Source organism: Hymenobacter saemangeumensis, assembly GCF_039541835.1.
In the GTDB taxonomy this organism is placed as follows: Bacteria; Bacteroidota; Bacteroidia; order Cytophagales; family Hymenobacteraceae; genus Hymenobacter; species Hymenobacter saemangeumensis.
Window position 1 is genome coordinate 136,393 of record NZ_BAABGZ010000028.1, and the last position, 17,363, is coordinate 153,755.

Consider the following 17,363-nt stretch of genomic DNA (forward strand, 5'->3'; position numbering starts at 1 on the left):
CAGGCTGTTCTGACGTAGGCGGTTGTAGGTAGTCAGTTGTTGGCTGTCAGTTGTCAGTATTGTTCCGAAAAAGCAGCCGTCAGAACGAGCTGACAACTGACAACGAACAACTGACGACTAAGGCGGTGACAACTATCAAGTGTACTGCAGCTTCTTATCAATCAGCTCACCGGTGGCTTCCTCAAATGCCTTTACCACCCAGCGCAGGGCTTCGTTCTCGGTGGGGTTCTTGAGGGTGGCCTTGCCCACGGCGCGGGTTAGCTCGTCGCGTATCAGGCCGGGCGTGATGCCTTTGCTGAAGATGCCGGTTTCGATGGCTTTGTCGGCCACCATCTTGTTGAAGTCCATTTCCTCGGCCCGGATGGCGGTGTAGCGGCGCTGGTTTACGCCCAGCTCGCGCAGCCACTCGTTGTACTCGCCGAAGAAGTCGTTTAGCTCACGCAGCGCGCGGTTGTTGCGCAGCTGCGCGGCCAGGTCGCCGGCTTCGAAGTAGGGCGCCTTGGCGTCCTCGGGGGTGTGCTTGAGGAAGTAGCGGGCGAAGTAGTGCAGCTGGATGAGGGGGCGGGCCACTTCCTGGCGCAGCTCGGTGGGCAGCTGGCCGAAGTCTACGTCGGTGCTGTCCGACTTCAGCCCAAACTCGTGGTAGAGCGGCTGGCCGGCATCGAGCTGGTTTTCGGGCACGTCCATGAAGTGGGGCACGGCCAGGGCGCCCAGCAGCTCCAGCAGGTGGGCCTGGTTGCGCTGCTCGGCCCGGCCGGGGTGGTTGGCCAGGGGCTGCCCGGGCTGGTCGCCCAGGTAATACATGGCTTCCAGGCCCTGCAGGTTGTCGGCGTAATAGCTCAGCGCCGTTTTCGTCTTGGTAACGAAGGTGTTGGAGTCAATAAAGTCCTTGCCGCCGGCTTTCTCGTCGGCCGAGGGCTCCTGCAGCTTGAAGTAGGGCAGCATCACCAGGGCGCCGGCCTTCATGCGGCGGCGCACTTCGGGGTGAGCCAGCGGGGAGTTGGCATCGCGCAGGTTTTTCACCAGCAGCGGGAAGCCGGCCGCGCCGGTACCGCCAAAGATGGAGCTGATAAAAAAGGCGCGGTCGCCCTCGTGCAGGCTCTGGGCCAGGTAGCGCATCTCCTTGCTTTGCACCACGGCGTTCAGCACCACCGAGCCCACGTTGGGCGAGCCGCGAAAGCCCACGTCGAGGTTGGCCGCCAGGCTGTCGGGCGTAAACAGCAAGTCCACCAGCCCCTGCGACTCCACGGAAAGGTCGTTGTACTTCAGGTAGTCGCGGAAGGGCTGGCTGATGCCGCCGAAGTCGTACACGAAGGAGTCGCGCAGCTCCTCGGAGCCACCACCGGTATTCAGATGGGCCAGGGTGCTGAGCGGCTGGCTGAAAAAGCCTTTTTTCTCCTTTTGCCCGTCGCCGTAAATGGCTTCGTGAATGCGGGCGTAGCGTTTGAGCAACGCCACGGTGCGGGTCACGTCGCCATTTTGGGTGTCGGGGTCAATCAGCACGGGCACCACCAGCTCGCAGTTGGGAATGCGCACGCCCGAGGCCAGCAGCATGGTGAGGGAGCGCAGCACACGGGCTCCGGTGCCGCCCACGGCGAAGATGAAAAGCTTCATGAGTTATGAGTTATGAATTATGAGTTATGAGTTACAAACCAGAGCCATGACCAAGCCATAACTCATAATTCATAACTCATAACTCCCTTAAAAAGGCCCTACAAACGGCGTCGTCCGCGCATAGGTGCTCCAGCGCTTGAGCAGCACCGAGAACAGCAGGAACCACAGGGCGCCAACGATGGCGTTTACCACCATAAAGTAGCCGAGGTAGCTGCCGCCTTCGGCGCCGTGCCCGGTGCTGAGGTTATAGGCCAGGAAGGTGCCCAGGCCGGCGGCCAACGCCAGCGTCAGCACCCAGTGCGTGGTGCGGAACATGCCCGTACGCAGAATGGAGTTGAACAGGTAATAAAAAAGGAGTACCAGCAGCAGGGCCATGCCCAGCGTGCTCCAGCCCACCAGCGGAAACAGCTCGGTTTTGTAGAGGCCATAGTCGGCCGGGCGCTGGCCTTGAAAGATGGAGATGAGGGCCGAATACAGGCTTGTGAACATGAGGTTTTGTTTGTTGTCAGTTGTTCGTTGTCAGTTGTCAGGCTGTCTGACGGGGCTACTTGTCAGCTGTTGGTTGTAAGCTGTCAGTCCGTTCTAGTAAATCAGCTATCAGAACGAGCTGACAACTGACAACGAACAACTGACAGCTAAAAACTACTTGTCATTCTTCAACGGCAGCTGGGCCGTGAATACGGGCGGCAGCGGCGAGGGATACGACAGGCGCACGCCGCTCAGCAGCTGGTCGAGGCCAAACGTGCGGGGGGCGGGCGTATTGTCGTTGGTGGTCGACCAGGCGGCAACCCAGTCCGGCGTTTCCGGGGCGGGCAGGGCCAGGCTGAGGGTGGCGTTCTTAGCTGCCAGCTTGCTTACTTTCAGCCGCAGCACATGGCTGTAGGGCGAGAGCGTGGGCTGACCGGCCTGCTCGTCGTCGCTGAGCTTGCGCACCGAGTTGGGCACCAGGCCGGCCTGGCCGTTGGGCAGGCGCACCTGCAGGTTTTGGGCCAGAAACGCCGGCTGCTGCATGCTGGCGGGCAGCGCCGCCAGGTTCAGGCCCATGGTAAACTCGCTGGGGTCGTCCGACACGTCCAGGGTGAGGCCACCGTTTTCGGCGTACACGCTGCCGCTGGGCTTAAGCTTGGAGTCGGTAAGCTTGGTGAGCAGGGGGGCGAAGGCCGGGGTGGGCAGCTTCAGGCCGTAGTAAGCCTGCTGGGCCGGGGCGTTGCGAAACACCTCGCCCACGTAGCGGGCTACCTGCGTGGGCGGGCCAATCACCCACACATAATAAGGCACCTTCTCGCCGTTGAGGGTGCGCTTCTGCACCGGCTCCTTCACGGCCGGGTGGTAGGTGCCGTAGAACTTGGACGCCTCGCCAAACACCGCCACGGCCAGCTGCTGCTGGCTGACGGGCGCGATGGACGTGCGAATCAGGTTGGGCAGCTGGGAGAAGTCGGATTTGCGGGCCGGGCCGTAGATAAAGTCGGAAATCACCACGCTCACCTCCTGCGTGGCGCCGGGCCGGGCCAGAATGCCTTCCAGCATCTGGGGCAGCTCGGTGCCCAGCGCGGCCTGCGCTACTTCGCCCTGCACCACGTCGCGCAGCTCGTTGAACTTCACTGGGCGCGGCGCGGCGTTCTCACACAGATAATACTTGCGCTCAGCTACGGCCCCGTTCACCTGGGTTTCGGTGATAAGGGCGCCGATGCGCTGCTGAAACTCCGTGGGGGGCGTGGCGGCCCCGCCGCGGGGCACGAAGCCCTTCATGCCGCCCGAGTATTCCAGGAATATGCTTACCCGCAGGGGCTCAGGAGTGGCGGCGGCAGTTTCGGCCGGCGCGGGCTTGCTGCCTTTAGCCGGCTTGGCCGATTTAGTTTCGGTGGCATCGCCGCCGCAGCTGCCCAGCAGCATAATGACCCCCAGGAATGCCCCAAACAGGCCGGAGCGGTGCAACAGTCGCGGCGCGGGCAGCCCCGCGCAAATGGGTATGGGCATAGAAGATACAGAAAGCAGGTTTTCGGGGCGCAGTATAGGCATTACGCAGCCAAACGTCCAATGGTCGAAACCCGATGCGCATTAACAGGGCCGGCAGTGGCTCGGCACCCGTACTTTTGGCCTTCCATGAAATTTGCTTTCCTCCTGCTGCCCCTGCTGCCCCTGCTGCCCCTGCTGCCCCTGCTGGCGCAGGCCCAAGCGCCGCCGCTGCCTCCCCAGGCCGATACCCTCAAAGCAGTGGCCTCGCCCCTCTCCTTTTTTGGCTACGCCGAAGCCTACTACAGCTACGACTTCGCCAACCCCGCCAACAAGCAGCGGCCCGACTTCCTGTACTCCCACAACCGCCACAACGAGTTCAACCTCAACCTGGGGCTGCTGGGCGTGCGCTACCAGGACGAGCGGGTGCGCGGCGCGCTGGCCCTGCAGGCGGGCACCTACGTGGAGGCCAACTACGCGGCCGAGCCCCCCACCCTGCAGCACGTCAGCGAGGCCTGGGCGGGCCTGCGCCTGGCGCCCCGCCTCTGGCTCGACGCCGGCATCTTCACCTCCCACATCGGCCTGGAAAGCGCCCGCAGCCTCGACAACCCCACGCTGACCCGCTCCATTATGGCCGACAACTCCCCTTACTACGAAACCGGGGCCAAGCTGACGTTTGAGGCCAGCCCAACCTGGACGTTCACCGGCCTGGTGCTGAACGGCTGGCAGAATATTCAGGACAACAACCAGAACAAGGCCCTGGGCAGCCAAATTCAGTTCAAGCCGGCCCAAAAGCTGGCCCTGAACTACAGCACCTTTTTTGGCGAGGGAAAAAATGAGGCCGGCCCCAGCCTGCGCTGGCGGCACTTCCACGATGTGTACCTGACCTGGCAGGCCACCCCCGCACTGAACATTGCGGCCGCCGCCGATGCCGGCTGGGAGCAGCAAAGCCCCGGCAGCGACGCCTACCACGCCTGGCAGGCCGGGCAGCTCGTAGCCCGCTTCCAGACCACGCCCAAAACCGCAGCCGTGTTCCGGGCCGAGTACTTCCACGACCCCAAGGGAGTGGTGGTGCGCACGGCATCGCCCAACAACCTGCGCACCTTCGGGCTGTCGGCCGGCTTCGACTACGCGCCCACCGAGCGGGCCATGCTGCGCCTGGAAGCCAAGCAGTACCAGGCCCGCGACTTTATCTTTCCTACCGGCGACGAGCTGTGGCTGTCCAGCACCGCCCTCACGGCCTTGCTGGGGGTGTCGTTTTAGTGGAGAAGTAGCGCGGAACTGCATTCGGCGGCTTGCGTGTGGGTGCGCGGCACTCCTCGCTGCGGGAGTGCGGAATGGAATTCCATGTTACGGCGCCAGTGCCCTACAACTTGTCGGGCACTGGCGCCGTTGAAAACCAGCCAACGGCCGGCAGTGGCGTGCTCTATAGCGGTTGGCGTTCCTTTATGCGCCTCATTGCTTTTCGCCCCGAATATCAGCTCACCGTAGACCCTGCCCGGAACCGGATTTTCTACAAGCATTACCAGGAGCTTGGCGACGCCGTGGACCTGCCCGACTACCTCACCGACTGGCAGCAGGCGCTGGATGCGGTGCAGACCGGCTTTACCATTCTCACCGACGTCACCAACCTGCCCAGCACCTCGGAGCAGCTTATGCAGCTCTTTGTGCAGGCCCAGCAGCTGTGCGTGAGCCGCGGGGTGCGGCAGGTGGCCGAGGTGCACAGCCCCGAAGCCGACACCTACAAGAACAGCCGCCTGGCGCGTGAGCAGTCGGCCATGCCCGTGCGCACCTTCAGCGACCTGTGGGAGGCCGACAAGTACCTCGACGATTTGGCCGCCCCGGAAGCACGGGTGCTCGATTCCTGGCCTCCGCCCAACGATTCCCTGCGTTTCTCTGTTGAGGAATAAGTTGCAATTGGCGGCCCCCGTCGTGGGCCGTACCTTTGCGGCATTATCTTTTTAGTGCTTGGTGCTTAGTGCTTGGTTTCTCATTTTGATGAAGCTGGCCCTAAGACCTAAGAACCTAAGTCCTCTTCATGCCCAACCCTATTTCAACTGATATCTGCATCATCGGGGCCGGTCCCGTTGGTTTGTTTGCGGTTTTCGAAGCCGGCCTGCTCAAGCTCCGCTGCCACGTGGTAGATGCCCTGCCCCAGCCCGGCGGGCAGCTGTCGGAAATCTATCCCAAGAAGCCGATTTACGACATTCCAGGCTTTCCCGAGATTCTGGCCGGCGACCTGGTCGACAACCTCATGCGCCAGATTGAGCCTTTCCACCCCACCTTCACGCTGGGCGAGCGGGTGGAGCGCTTCGCCAAGCTCGACGACGGCTCCTTCCAGCTCTTCACCACCGACGGCACCGAGATTCTGTGCAAGGCCGTGGCCATTGCCGGCGGCCTGGGCTCCTTCGAGCCCCGCAAGCCGGCCGTGGAAAACCTGGAGCGGTTCGAGGGCGGCAAAGGCGTGCACTACATGGTGCGCGACCCCGAGCACTTCCGCGGCAAGCGCCTGGTGATTGCCGGCGGCGGCGACTCGGCCCTGGACTGGACCAACTTCCTGGCCAACGTGGCCAGCGACGTAACCCTGGTGCACCGTGGCACCACCTTCCGCGGCGCCGCTGACTCGGCCGAGAAAGTGAAAACGCTGGCCGAGGCCGGCAAAATCAAGCTCGTGCTGAGCTCCAACGTAACCCACCTGCACGGCAACGGCCACCTGGAGCAGGTAACCATCACTGCTAACAGCGGCGAAACCCAGACCGTGGAGCTCGACCACTTCATTCCGCTGTTTGGCCTTACGCCCAAGCTGGGGCCCATCGGCGAGTGGGGCCTGGAGCTGGAAGACGACGCCGTGAAGGTGAACACCCTCGACTACAGCACCAGCCTGCCCGGCGTGTACGCCATCGGCGACATCAACACCTACCCCGGCAAGCTTAAGCTCATCCTCTGCGGCTTCCACGAGGCGGCCCTCATGTGCCAGGGTGCCTTCAAGTACATCTTCCCCGACAAAAAATACACCCTCAAGTACACCACGGTAAACGGGGCACCATCCATGTAAAAGAGTTATGAGTTATGAGTTATGAATTATTTGACCGCCTTATGGCACGAACAATTCATAACTCATAACTTATAACTCATAACTCCCTTATGACTGACATTCGCATTTACGTCGAAGATGCTGCCGGGCAGCGCACGGAGCTGGTTGGCCCCACCGACATGGGCCTGAGCCTGATGGAGCTGCTCAAAGCCAGCGGCTACGACATTATGGCGACCTGCGGCGGCATGGCCCTGTGCGCCACCTGCCACGTGGAAGTGCTGGCCGGCCCCGCCCTGCCCGAGCCCGGCGACGACGAGCTGGACATGCTCGAAACCCTGCCCCTGGTGCACGAGGGTAGCCGGCTGAGCTGCCAGATTCGGCTCTTGCCCCGCACCGACGGGCTGGTGGTGCGGCTGGCTAACTAGGAGTCGGCTATGGACCAAGCTTCCAGCTGACCATCTGCGTAACTGCTCTTAGGCAGTGGCTGCCGTAGCAGCGGGTTTTGTTACTGGTTCATTGTTGCTGGTTGCTGGTTGTCGTTCTAACCAGCAACCAGCAACAACCAGCTAAAGCGCGCATCGCACAATTTCGGGCGGAACGGCAGTGCTTGAATATTGCGGATGCTTTCCGCACGCAAAAGGCCCGGCAATAGCTTGCCGGGCCTTTTGTGTTCAATCTAGCTGGGAGGGCTTACCGCGCTTCGGCGAGCACCCGTAGCGGCGGCACCCGGACGGGTGCCAGCGGGGACCGAACGGGCCCCAGCGCGGTATGGCGGGCCAGCTGCGCCAGCAGGGAAGACTGCCGGGCGTAGCGGCTACAGTGCCGGCAGTGGTGCAGATGCGTCCACAGCCCGGCGCGCTGGGCTGCCGACAGCGCATGGTCGTGGCGTTTAGCCACCAGCAGGGCGGCTTGCTGACAGGTGATAAGGCGTACCATCGTTATGCAGGTTAAGGGGAACGATAAAAGCTGAGCGACACGGAATAACAGCTTGCCAACCAGGCCTGACACCCAGCAACAACCAGCCAAAAACGCGTTTGTAGCCAGCTAGTTGCACCACGCCGCCATCCCTGTTCGCAAGCTTTGCGCCCCGCGGTGGCCTGAGCGCTGCCGCTGGGCTGCCCATGTACGTTAGCGCGACCATTGATGGCTGAAAGCCGGCGTGTAAATAAGATGCATTTAGCGGCCTGCCCAGGCTACTAGCGCTGCAACCCAAATAGCGAGTACAGGCGAAAAACCACTACATTTTATCTAATTCGACAGAAAAACACGGCACACCGGGAGTAATTGATAGAGATTTCTGGTTTTTCCCATCAAATTTCTGCCTATTCCACCTACATTTGACAGCATTCACCTAACTGCATTTACCATGAGACAAAACTACGCTTCTGCAACGGCAGCCTTTAAACTGCCGGGGGCGTCCCTACTGCCAACAGCGTTGCGCAGCCTTGGCAAGGCCGGGCTGCGGGCAGCGGCAGGCACCGGGCTGGGCCTGCTGTTGCACAGCCCGGGAGCCCAGGCCCAGCAGCGGGCCAGCCTGACCTACTTCCAGGACGATGCGCCGGCCCAGGTGGCGGCCAGGATTTCGCCGCTGGCGGCCCAGCTGCAGCACTCCCGCCCCCTCACCCTGGATGCTCCCGGCATGCTGGCCCTGCTGGCCACGGCCCCGCCGGAGGGCCGCGCCGGTGCCGCCCCCGTGGAGCTGACCCTGCCCCTGCCCGACGGTGGCAGCGCCCGCTTCCGCATTGTCGAGTCATCGGTAATGGAGCCCGCCCTGGCCGCCCGCTTTCCCACCATTAAAACCTACGCCGGCATCGGCCTGGACGAGCCCGGCGCCACCGTGCGGCTGGACATGACGCCCCGCGGCTTTCATGCTCAGATATTGTCGCCCACCGCTGGTACGGTCTACATCGACCCGGCCAGCCCCACCGACCTGCAGCACTACCTGAGCTTCTGGCGGCGCGACATGCCCGCCGGGCCCTTCAGCTGCGGCGTGAGCACGCCCAGCGTGAGCACCAGCGCCCGCAACAGCCTGGGCACGGGCAGCACGGCGCAGCGCACGGCCGGCACCTCGCTGCGCACCTACCGCCTGGCCGTGGCTGCCACCGGTGAATATACGGCCACCAAGGGCGGCACCGTAACCGGTGCCCAGGCCGGTATCGTCACCACCGTCAACCGCGTGGTGGGCGTGTACGAGAAAGAGCTGGCCGTGCGCCTGGTGCTGGTGACCAACAACTCTTCCCTGATTTACACCAACGGCAACACCGACCCCTACACCAACAACGACGGGGTTGCCATGCTAAGTGAAAACCAGACCAACGTTACCAACATTATCGGCTCGGCCAACTACGACATTGGCCACGTGTTCAGCACCGGCGGCGGCGGCGTGGCCGGCCTGGGCGTGGTGTGCAACAGCACCCAGAAAGCCCGGGGCGTAACCGGCTCGAGCAATCCCGTGGGCGACGCCTTCGACATCGACTACGTAGCCCACGAAATCGGCCACCAGTTTGGTGGCAACCACACCTTCAACAGCACCACGGGCAGCTGCGGCGGCGGCAACCGCAATGCCAGCACGGCCTACGAGCCCGGCTCGGGTACTACCATCATGGCCTACGCCGGCATCTGCTCGGGCGACAACATCCAATCGAACTCTGACCCCTACTTCCATGTGGCCAGCTTCGAGGAAATTCAAACCTTCATCGGCACCACGAGCTGCGCGGTGACGGCAGCCACCAACAACACGGCGCCAGCAGTTACGCTGCCGGCCAGCGGCGAGGTACTGCCCATCAATACCCCCTTTAAACTGACAGCCGCGGGCAGCGATTCCGACGGCGACGCGCTTACCTACTGCTGGGAAGAGTATGACCTGGGCCCGGGCGGCTCGCCCACCGCAACCCAGGTAGCCAACCAGACCCCGCCGCTGTTCCGGTCCTTCAACCCCAGCACCAGCCCCACGCGCTACTTCCCTCGCCTGAGCAACCTGGTGGCCAACACCACCAACATCGGCGAGCGCCTGCCTACCGTGACACGCAATATGACTTTCCGGGTGACGGTGCGCGACCAGCACAACGGCAGCCAGGGCGTGGTGGGCGGCCTCAACAGCAGCGCCAACGTAACCATGAGCACCACCAGCGCCGCTGGCCCCTTCCTGGTGACAGCCCCCAACACGGCCATAACCTGGACCGGAGGCAGCAGCCAGACCGTTACCTGGGACGTGGCCGGCACCACGGCCTCGCCGGTAAGCTGCGCTACGGTTAACATCCGGCTTAGCACCGACGGCGGCTTCACCTACCCCACGGTGCTGCTGGCCGGCACCGCCAACGACGGTACCCAGGCGGTGACGGTGCCCAGCATCAACACCACCCAGGCCCGCATCATGGTGGAGGCTGCCGACAATTACTTCTTCGACATCTCGAATGCCAACTTCACCATCAGCTCGGCTTCCGTTTGTGCCGCGCCTAATGGCCTGAATGCCAGCAACGTTACTCAAACTTCCGCCACCATCAACTTTACGGCCAGCGGCTCGGCTACCTCCTACACCGTAACGACTTCGCCGGCCACCACTACCCAGACGGTAACCGCCTCCCCGGTAAGCCTGACCGGCTTGTTATCCAATACCAGCTACACGGTAAGCATCGTGAGCAACTGCGCCGCCGGCGCCACGTCGACGGCCGCCAGCCTCACCTTTACCACCGGGGCCGCGCCGCCCTGCAACGAGGCCTCCAGCCTGGCCGTGGGCAGCATCACCAGTACGTCAGCCTCGGTGAGCTTTACGGCCAGCGGCACCGCCACCTCCTACACCGTAACGACCACGCCGGCCACCACTACCCAGACGGTAACCGCCTCGCCGGTGAGCCTGACCGGCCTGAGCGCCGGCACCAGCTACACGGTAAACATTGTGAGCAACTGCGCCGCCGGTGCTACCTCCACACCGGCCACGGTAAGCTTTGCTACTTCCATTACCAACGACGAGTGCGCCACGGCCGTGACCCTGACCTCGGCCACTACCTGCATTACCACGAGCGGCACCGTCACCGGCGCTACGCAGTCGCAGGCGCCTTCCACCTGCAGCGGCTTTGCCAGCCCCTCGGCCCTGGACGTGTGGTACAGCTTCACTGCCACCGGCCCCAACCACACCATCACGGCCAGCAGCTCCTTTGATGCCGTGCTGCAGCTATTCTCCGGCGCCTGTGGCAGCCTCACCAGCCTGCAGTGCGTGGATGCCACCACCACGGGCGCCGAAACGCTGTCCCTGACCAACCTGACTGCGGGCACCGTTTACAAGGTGCGCTACTATCCCTACGGTAGCTCTGCCCCCACCAACGGCAGCTTCACCATCTGTGTGTCGGGCCCCGTGGCCCCGGTATCCTGCCCGGCTCCGACGGGCCTGGCGTCCAGCAACGTCACCAGCAGCTCGGCTTCGGTGAGCTTTACGCTCAGCGGAGCCGCCAGCAGCTACACGGTAACGACCTCGCCGGCCACCACCACCCAGACGGTAACCGCCTCGCCGGTGAGCCTGACCGGCCTGACCGCCGGCACCAGCTATACGGTAAACATTGTGAGCAACTGCGGGGCCAACGGCAACTCCACCACCGCCTCGACCACCTTCACCACGGGCCCGGCCCCGGTGGTATCAAGCGTATTTACGCCGGCCAGCGTCACTTACCCCATGGGGGCCACCATTCCGGTAACGGTGCGCTTCAGCCAGAGCATGGTGGTGACCGGGCTGCCCTCGCTGTCGCTGACCATCGGCTCGACCGTGCGCCAGGCCGTGTACTCAGCCGCCGGCAGCAGCGGCACCGACGTGGTGTTTAACTACGTGGTACAAGCCGGCGACCTCGACACCAACGGCATCGACATCGGCACCATCAGCCTCAACGGCGGCACCATCCGCAACGCCGCCGCTACCAACGCCGTGCTCACGCTCAACAGCGTGCAGAACACCAACAACGTGCGGGTAGATGGCGTGGTGCCCACCGTGACCAGCATCAACCGCCTCACGCCGGCTACGGCCCTGACCAACGCCGCCAGTGTTACTTTCCGCATCACCTTCAGTGAAAACGTGACCGGCGTGGACGCGGCCGACTTTGCCCTGACCACGACCGGCACTGTGGCCGGCACCATCGCCAGCGTGAGCGGCACCACCACTACCCGCGACATCATCGTGAACGGCCTGAGCGGCGACGGCACCCTGCGCCTCGACCTGATAGCAGCCGGCAGCGGCATCATCGATGCAGCCACCAACCCCGTGGGCAGTGATTTCACCAGCGGCCAGACGTACACGCTCGACCGCAACGCGCCCGACACCAACATCACCAGCAGCCCGGCCGCCACCACCACCAACACCTCGGCCACCTTCACCTTCACCGGTACCGATGGCTCGGGCAGTGGCGTAGCCAGCTTCGAGGGCAGCCTCGACGGTGCGGCCTTTACCACCGTGGTGAGCCCCCTGACCTTTACCGGCCTGGGCCTGGGCCTGCATACCTTCCAGGTGCGGGCCATTGATGCGGCCGGCAACGTAGATGCCACGCCGGCCTCCTACAGCTGGACGGTGGTGGCCGCTACGCCCGCCCCAACTGTCAGCAGCTTCACCCCGGCTTCCGGGCCGGTGGGTACCAGCGTCAGCATCAGCGGCGCCAACTTCACGGGAGCTACGGCTGTCACCTTCAACGGCACGGCGGTAACCTCCTTCACGGTTAACTCGGCCACCAGCATTACGGCTACCGTGCCCTCGGGTGCCAGCACCGGTGTTATTGCCGTGACTACGGCGGCTGGCACTGGCAGCAGCACCAGCAGCTTCACCGTAACCCTGCCCAACCTGGTGGTTAGCTCTTCGCAAACCATTCCCGGCGGCAGCTACAACAACATTACCATTACAGGCCCGGGTTCGGGCGGAGCCGGCCGCCTCGACCTGGGTGGCGCGCTCACCGTAGCCGGCACCCTGATGGTGATGGACGGCGGCATGCTGCAAACCAACTGCAACGTGGTGAGCGGCGCGGGCAGCTTCACGCTGGCCGCCGGTGCCACGCTGAACATCTGCAGCCCGGCCGGCATCTCGGCCAGCGGCGGCAGCGGCGACATTCAGATGAGCGGCGCCCGCAGCTTCAGCACCGACGCTTCCTATAACTACATGGGCTCGCAAGCCCAGGTAACCGGCTCCGGCCTGCCGGCCACGGTGCGCAGCCTGACGGCAATGAACGCAGCCGGCGTTACGCTGAGTGGCAACGTGAGCATCCGCGAGACGCTTACTCCGGCCCTGGGCACGCTTACCACCACCGGCCGCGTGCTCACCCTGCTTTCCGATGCCAGCGGCACGGCCATTGTGGTGCACACCCGCCCCGTGGCGGGCCTTATCAGCGGCCCCATCACCGTGCAGCGCTACGTCGATGGCAGCGTGAATGCCGGGGTGGGCTACCGCCACTTCAGCAGCCCGGTTACCAATACCACCGTGGCTGACCTGAGCACCGGTGGCTTCACGCCCGTGGTGAACCCGGCCTACAACAGCTCGGCCACGCCAACCACGGAAACCCCATTCCCCACCGTGTTTGGCTACGACGAAAGCCGCATCAGCACGGCCATCAACAACCTGGACAGCTTCTCCAAGGGCTGGTTCTCGCCCAGCTCGCTTACCCAGTCCATGACCTGGGGCCGCGGCTACACGGTAAACAGCCTGGCGGGCATCACGCCTGATTTCGTGGGCGCTCCCGGCCAGACCACTCTCACCCTGAGTGGCCTCAGCCGCGGGCCACAGGCCGATGCGGGCTGGCAGCTGCTGGGCAACCCCTACCCCAGCCCCATCAACTGGGACTCGGTACGCCTGCACAACGGCTTGGTCAACATCGACAACGCCCTGTACGTGTTTAAGTCGACCGGCCCCTACGTGGGCAACTACTCCAGCTACGTGAACGGCATTGGCCTCAACGGCGGCGGCCCCGTGCTGCCGGTAGCCCAGGGCTTCTTCGTACGCACCAGCACGCCCGGCGCCTCGGGCCAGGTAACCTTCCGTAACATCGACCGCCTGACCACGCCAACGGCCCCGGCCTTCCAGCGGCAGGCCGCTGGCGCGGATGCCCGCCCGCAGCTGCGCCTGCGCCTGTCCGGTGCCAACGCCAGCCCCGATGAAACCGTGGTGTACCTGCAGGCCGGCGCCACCGCCTCGGGCACCGACCGGGCTTTTGATGCGCCGAAGCTGAACAACCCCGGAGCGGCCATCAGCCTGGCTTCGCTGATGAACGGCCCGCAGAATGCCCCGCTGGCCATTAACGGCCTGCCCGAGCTGAGCCTTAACGGCCCGGCTACGCGGGTACCGCTGCTGTTGGTGGCACCGGTTGCCGGCGCCTACCGCTTCCAGGTAGCCGAGCTGTCGGGCTTCGCGGCCAGCACCAGCATCACGCTGGTCGACCACGCCACCAACACCAGCACCGACCTGCGCCTGACGCCGGCCTACGCCTTCACCGCCGCCCAGGCCGGCTCCATTGCCGGCCGCTTCGAGCTGGTGCTGGGCCGCGCCGGCAGCGTTACGGGCACCACGGCCGCGCTGGCTACGCAGTTCAGCGTGTGGCCCAACCCGGCCACCAAGCAGGCTGCCCTGCAGGTAGCCCTGGCGGCCCCGGTGAAAGCGGCCACCGTTACCCTGCACACGCTGCTGGGCCAGCAGCTCAGCCAGCGCAGCTTCAGCGGTGCTGCTACTGAGGTGCCAACGGCAGGCCTGGCGGCAGGCACTTACCTGCTTACGGTGCAGGTGGCCGGCCACGCCGCCACCACCCACCGCGTAGTGGTCGAGTAAAGCCACCCCGCAGCTTCAGGCTGCAGGAAACCAACACCCCGCCGAAGACCTCGGCGGGGTGTTTTGCTTTTAGGCCCCCGGGGCTGCCGCCCTGGCACAAAGCCTGGTGCATTTGGATGCGGCAGTGCAGTAGCGCGGGATTTTATTCCGCGACGTGTTAAGGCCCGTGGGCACCAAACCGCGCGACTACCTGGCCCTCTACCCAGGCATCGAAACAGCTTCAAGACCCGTGCTATCAAAATCACGGCAGCAGCCTGTACTGCTTTGCCGGGGCCAGCAGGGCTACCTTATAGAGCTTCGGGAAGCCCAATGAAAGATGGCCGGGCCGTAACATTGTAGTGCAGGCGCCATTTTGCGGGCCTACACCCTTTGTATATGACCCAAGCCGACCTTTACGCCCGTGCCCGCCAGATACGCCTCGTGCTCACCGACTGCGACGGGGTGCTTACCGACGGGGGCGTGTATTACTCCGAGCGCGGCGAGGAGATGAAGCGCTTCAATATTCGCGACGGTATGGGCGTGGTGCGCCTGCGCGAGCACGGCATCGAGAGCGGCATCGTAACCGGCGAAGTCTCGCCCTCGGTGCGTACCCGGGCGGCCAAGCTGCGCATTACGGAGCTGCACCTGGGCATTCAGGATAAGCCTGCCTGCCTGCTCGAAATCCTGGCCCGCACCGGCCTGCGTGCCGAAGAGGTAGCTTTTATTGGCGACGACACCAACGACCTGGGTATTCTGGCCATGGTGGGCCTCTCGGCCTGCCCCGGCGATGCTACTTCCTTTGCCCGCGCCGCTGCCCATTACCACTGTCAAACCTTTGGCGGGCACGGCTGCTTTCGCGAGCTGGCCGAGCTCATTATTACCGCCCAGTTTGGGGACAAAGCAGACGCGTGATGGGGTGATGGGGTTGGCGATGGAGTGATGAAGAAAGAACGTCATGCTGAGCTTGTCGAAGCATCTTGCCCGCGGCAGTAATTCCATATTGATTGGATTTACTCTCGTGGTAAAGATGCTTAGCCTACGGCTGCGCCTTCGCTCAGCATGACGTTCTTTTTACCTCTTCACCTTATCGCCTCATTACTTCCTCACCTCCTTACTTCATCACCCCGTCACCTCCTCACCAAAATCAACCCATCCCCAAATAAGGAACTTACTCTGGCAACAGCCCTTGGCGTACGGCCAGCTTGATGAGCGCCGCGGTGTTGCGCGTCTGCGTCTTCTCCATAATGTTCTGGCGGTGGGTTTCGACGGTGCGCTTGCTGGTGAAGAGCTTACCGGCGATTTCGGCGTTGGTGAAGCCTTCGGCTACCAAGCTGAGCACCTCCATCTCGCGCTTGCTTAGCCCCAGGGCCGCCCGGGCGGCTTCGCTGGTGGCGGGCGGGCCCATGTGCAGGCGCCCAAGCAGGGCCAGGCCAATTTCGGTACACAAAAAAGGACGGCCCGCCGCTACCGTGCGCAGGCCATGCGCCAGCTCGGTGGCGCTGGCGCTCTTCAGGATGTAGCCGTGAGCTCCCAGGTCGAAGGCCCGGGCAATGTATTGCTCGTTGCTAAGCTCGGCTGTGGCCAGCAGGCGCAGCTGCGGGTACTGTTCGCGCAGGGCAGGCAGCAGGGCAAAAGCGTCGGGGCCGGGCAGGCCCAGGTCGAGTAAAACCAGTGTAGCCCCGGCCGAAGCCAGCTTCTCCAGCAGCTCGTCGCCGCCAGTGGCTTCTCCTACAATAGCAAGACCGGCGGCTGCGCTGAGCGTGACCCGTAGCGCTTCGCAGGTGGAAGCATGGCCATCAGTCAGAAGCAAGCGAATCATACCGGGAAGAAAATAAAGCGTCCGGCGTCCGAACTGGATTTAAAGTAAAACCTATAATAGCACCAGAAGCAGGCAGCTTGCCTTTTCGGACTTCGAAAGTACAAGCCGGGCGCAAGCGCCGGCCTCAGCCCAGCTGAAAAGCCGTATTTATCCCTGCTAATCTACGCAGAGGGGCTACAATTTTGGTAGAAATACGGAGAGCATTTTTTGTTTGACAAATAAATTTTACCGTATAAGCGAGGTATTGCCTTCCGGTTTTTGGTATTTCTTCGCCCTTCTAAAGCCTTCTTTTATGCCCCGTATTCTGCTTGCTGACGACCACACAATTCTCCGCGACGGCATCCGCTCGCTGCTCTCTGCCGAACCCGACCTGGATATTGTGGGCGAAGCCAGCAATGGCGCTGAAGTACTGGCCCTGCTTGAAACCACCGAGGCAGATGTGGTGCTGATGGATGTACAAATGCCCGTACTAGATGGCTTTGCTACCATGCCGGAAATCCGCAGCCGCTTCCCCAACGTGAAGGTATTGGTGCTGACCATGCTCGACCACGAAAACTACGTGGCCCGCATGCTGGAAGCCGGTGCCCTGGGCTATGTGCTGAAGAACGCGGCCATCACCGAAATCACCTACGCCATCCGCACGGTTGCCGCGGGCAGCCCCTTCCTCTGCACGGAAATTGGGCTCAACATGCTCTACAAGGCCGTTGCCCAAGCTACCACCCATTCCGTCGACGGCGACGATACCCGCGCCGGGGGCGAGCTCACCGCCCGCGAGCTGGAAGTACTGAAGCTGATTGCGGAGGGTCTCACCAACAGCGAGATTGCCGACAAGCTCTTCACCAGCAAGCGCACCATCGAAACCCACCGCCAGAATATCATCAGCAAAACCCACGCGAAAAACACCGCCGCCCTCATCAAGCTGGCCGTGAGCCGCGGGCTTATCTCGTAGTTGCTGGTTTCTGGTTCCTTGTTTCTGGTTTCTGGTTGCTTGTTTCTGGTTGATATACTGAAGCCGTTTGGTAGGTCTGAAAACTTACTAATGGCCGTCATGCTCATCTGAGGTCCGCTTTTCGAAGCATCGCTACCACGAGCGTTACCCTAGCAAACCTAAGTTGCGGGGTATAGATGAGGCAGAAAAAAAGTCTGTTCGGCGTGAACAGGCTAGGTTTGAAGTATTCGAC

At 63.1% G+C, this 17,363-nt stretch carries 12 protein-coding genes; 7 read left to right on the top strand and 5 right to left on the bottom strand.

Going from position 1 to position 17,363, the window contains the following annotated elements; translation table 11 throughout:
• Nucleotides 1-135 precede the first annotated feature (135 nt).
• The 3 genes from ABD919_RS13095 to ABD919_RS13105 form a co-directional block, all read right to left on the bottom strand.
• Nucleotides 136-1,614 carry a hypothetical protein gene (locus tag ABD919_RS13095; RefSeq protein WP_345236469.1) on the bottom strand — a complete coding sequence of 493 codons (1,479 nt, stop codon included), beginning with the start codon at nt 1,612-1,614 and terminating at the stop codon, nt 136-138.
• Between the two features lie 87 nt (nt 1,615-1,701).
• A complete protein-coding gene (locus ABD919_RS13100; RefSeq protein WP_345236470.1) occupies nt 1,702-2,103 on the bottom strand; it encodes a hypothetical protein in 402 nt (133 codons plus the stop codon).
• A 153-nt stretch (nt 2,104-2,256) separates the two neighbouring features.
• Nucleotides 2,257-3,591, bottom strand: a complete 1,335-nt coding sequence (locus tag ABD919_RS13105; RefSeq protein ID WP_345236471.1) for a hypothetical protein — start codon at nt 3,589-3,591, stop codon at nt 2,257-2,259.
• A gap of 126 nt (nt 3,592-3,717) precedes the next feature.
• On the opposite strand from ABD919_RS13105, the gene ABD919_RS13110 reads away from it, so the two are divergent.
• The 4 genes from ABD919_RS13110 to ABD919_RS13125 all read left to right on the top strand — a co-directional run bounded on the left by ABD919_RS13110 (nt 3,718) and on the right by ABD919_RS13125 (nt 7,026).
• Nucleotides 3,718-4,830 (top strand): porin, encoded by a 1,113-nt coding sequence (locus ABD919_RS13110; protein WP_345236472.1) that lies wholly within the window; start codon nt 3,718-3,720, stop codon nt 4,828-4,830.
• Between the two features lie 74 nt (nt 4,831-4,904).
• Nucleotides 4,905-5,477, top strand: a complete 573-nt coding sequence (locus tag ABD919_RS13115) for a hypothetical protein (RefSeq protein ID WP_345236473.1) — start codon at nt 4,905-4,907, stop codon at nt 5,475-5,477.
• A 128-nt stretch (nt 5,478-5,605) separates the two neighbouring features.
• A complete protein-coding gene (locus tag ABD919_RS13120) occupies nt 5,606-6,622 on the top strand; it encodes an NAD(P)/FAD-dependent oxidoreductase (protein WP_345236474.1) in 1,017 nt (338 codons plus the stop codon).
• Nucleotides 6,623-6,711: 89 nt separating this feature from the next.
• Nucleotides 6,712-7,026: a 2Fe-2S iron-sulfur cluster-binding protein gene (locus ABD919_RS13125; RefSeq protein ID WP_345236475.1), complete on the top strand. Its 315-nt coding sequence runs from the start codon at nt 6,712-6,714 to the stop codon at nt 7,024-7,026.
• Between the two features lie 265 nt (nt 7,027-7,291).
• On the opposite strand, the gene ABD919_RS13130 is transcribed toward ABD919_RS13125, so the two are convergent.
• Nucleotides 7,292-7,537 carry a hypothetical protein gene (locus ABD919_RS13130; protein WP_345236476.1) on the bottom strand — a complete coding sequence of 82 codons (246 nt, stop codon included), beginning with the start codon at nt 7,535-7,537 and terminating at the stop codon, nt 7,292-7,294.
• Between the two features lie 499 nt (nt 7,538-8,036).
• On the opposite strand from ABD919_RS13130, the gene ABD919_RS13135 reads away from it, so the two are divergent.
• A complete protein-coding gene (locus ABD919_RS13135) occupies nt 8,037-14,384 on the top strand; it encodes a reprolysin-like metallopeptidase (RefSeq protein ID WP_345236477.1) in 6,348 nt (2,115 codons plus the stop codon).
• 375 nt (nt 14,385-14,759) lie between these two features.
• On the top strand, nt 14,760-15,275 hold the full coding sequence (locus tag ABD919_RS13140; RefSeq protein ID WP_345236478.1) for a KdsC family phosphatase: 516 nt from the start codon (nt 14,760-14,762) through the stop codon (nt 15,273-15,275).
• A gap of 256 nt (nt 15,276-15,531) precedes the next feature.
• On the opposite strand, the gene ABD919_RS13145 is transcribed toward ABD919_RS13140, so the two are convergent.
• The gene (locus tag ABD919_RS13145) at nt 15,532-16,182 is read right to left on the bottom strand and encodes a LuxR C-terminal-related transcriptional regulator (RefSeq protein ID WP_345236479.1); all 651 of its coding nucleotides are present in this window, start codon (nt 16,180-16,182) and stop codon (nt 15,532-15,534) included.
• A 292-nt stretch (nt 16,183-16,474) separates the two neighbouring features.
• Between ABD919_RS13145 and ABD919_RS13150 the strand changes: the two genes are divergently transcribed.
• Complete coding sequence (locus ABD919_RS13150) at nt 16,475-17,131, top strand: response regulator (protein WP_345236480.1); 657 nt, start codon at nt 16,475-16,477, stop codon at nt 17,129-17,131.
• Nucleotides 17,132-17,363 lie beyond the last annotated feature (232 nt).

Coding starts and splice junctions, on each gene's coding strand:
- ABD919_RS13095 (WP_345236469.1), bottom strand. CDS start 1,614: ATGAAGCTTTTCATCTTCGCCGTGGGCGGCACCGGAGCCCGTGTGCTG.
- ABD919_RS13100 (WP_345236470.1), bottom strand. CDS start 2,103: ATGTTCACAAGCCTGTATTCGGCCCTCATCTCCATCTTTCAAGGCCAG.
- ABD919_RS13105 (WP_345236471.1), bottom strand. CDS start 3,591: ATGCCCATACCCATTTGCGCGGGGCTGCCCGCGCCGCGACTGTTGCAC.
- ABD919_RS13110 (WP_345236472.1), top strand. CDS start 3,718: ATGAAATTTGCTTTCCTCCTGCTGCCCCTGCTGCCCCTGCTGCCCCTG.
- ABD919_RS13115 (WP_345236473.1), top strand. CDS start 4,905: ATGGAATTCCATGTTACGGCGCCAGTGCCCTACAACTTGTCGGGCACT.
- ABD919_RS13120 (WP_345236474.1), top strand. CDS start 5,606: ATGCCCAACCCTATTTCAACTGATATCTGCATCATCGGGGCCGGTCCC.
- ABD919_RS13125 (WP_345236475.1), top strand. CDS start 6,712: ATGACTGACATTCGCATTTACGTCGAAGATGCTGCCGGGCAGCGCACG.
- ABD919_RS13130 (WP_345236476.1), bottom strand. CDS start 7,537: ATGGTACGCCTTATCACCTGTCAGCAAGCCGCCCTGCTGGTGGCTAAA.
- ABD919_RS13140 (WP_345236478.1), top strand. CDS start 14,760: ATGACCCAAGCCGACCTTTACGCCCGTGCCCGCCAGATACGCCTCGTG.
- ABD919_RS13145 (WP_345236479.1), bottom strand. CDS start 16,182: ATGATTCGCTTGCTTCTGACTGATGGCCATGCTTCCACCTGCGAAGCG.
- ABD919_RS13150 (WP_345236480.1), top strand. CDS start 16,475: ATGCCCCGTATTCTGCTTGCTGACGACCACACAATTCTCCGCGACGGC.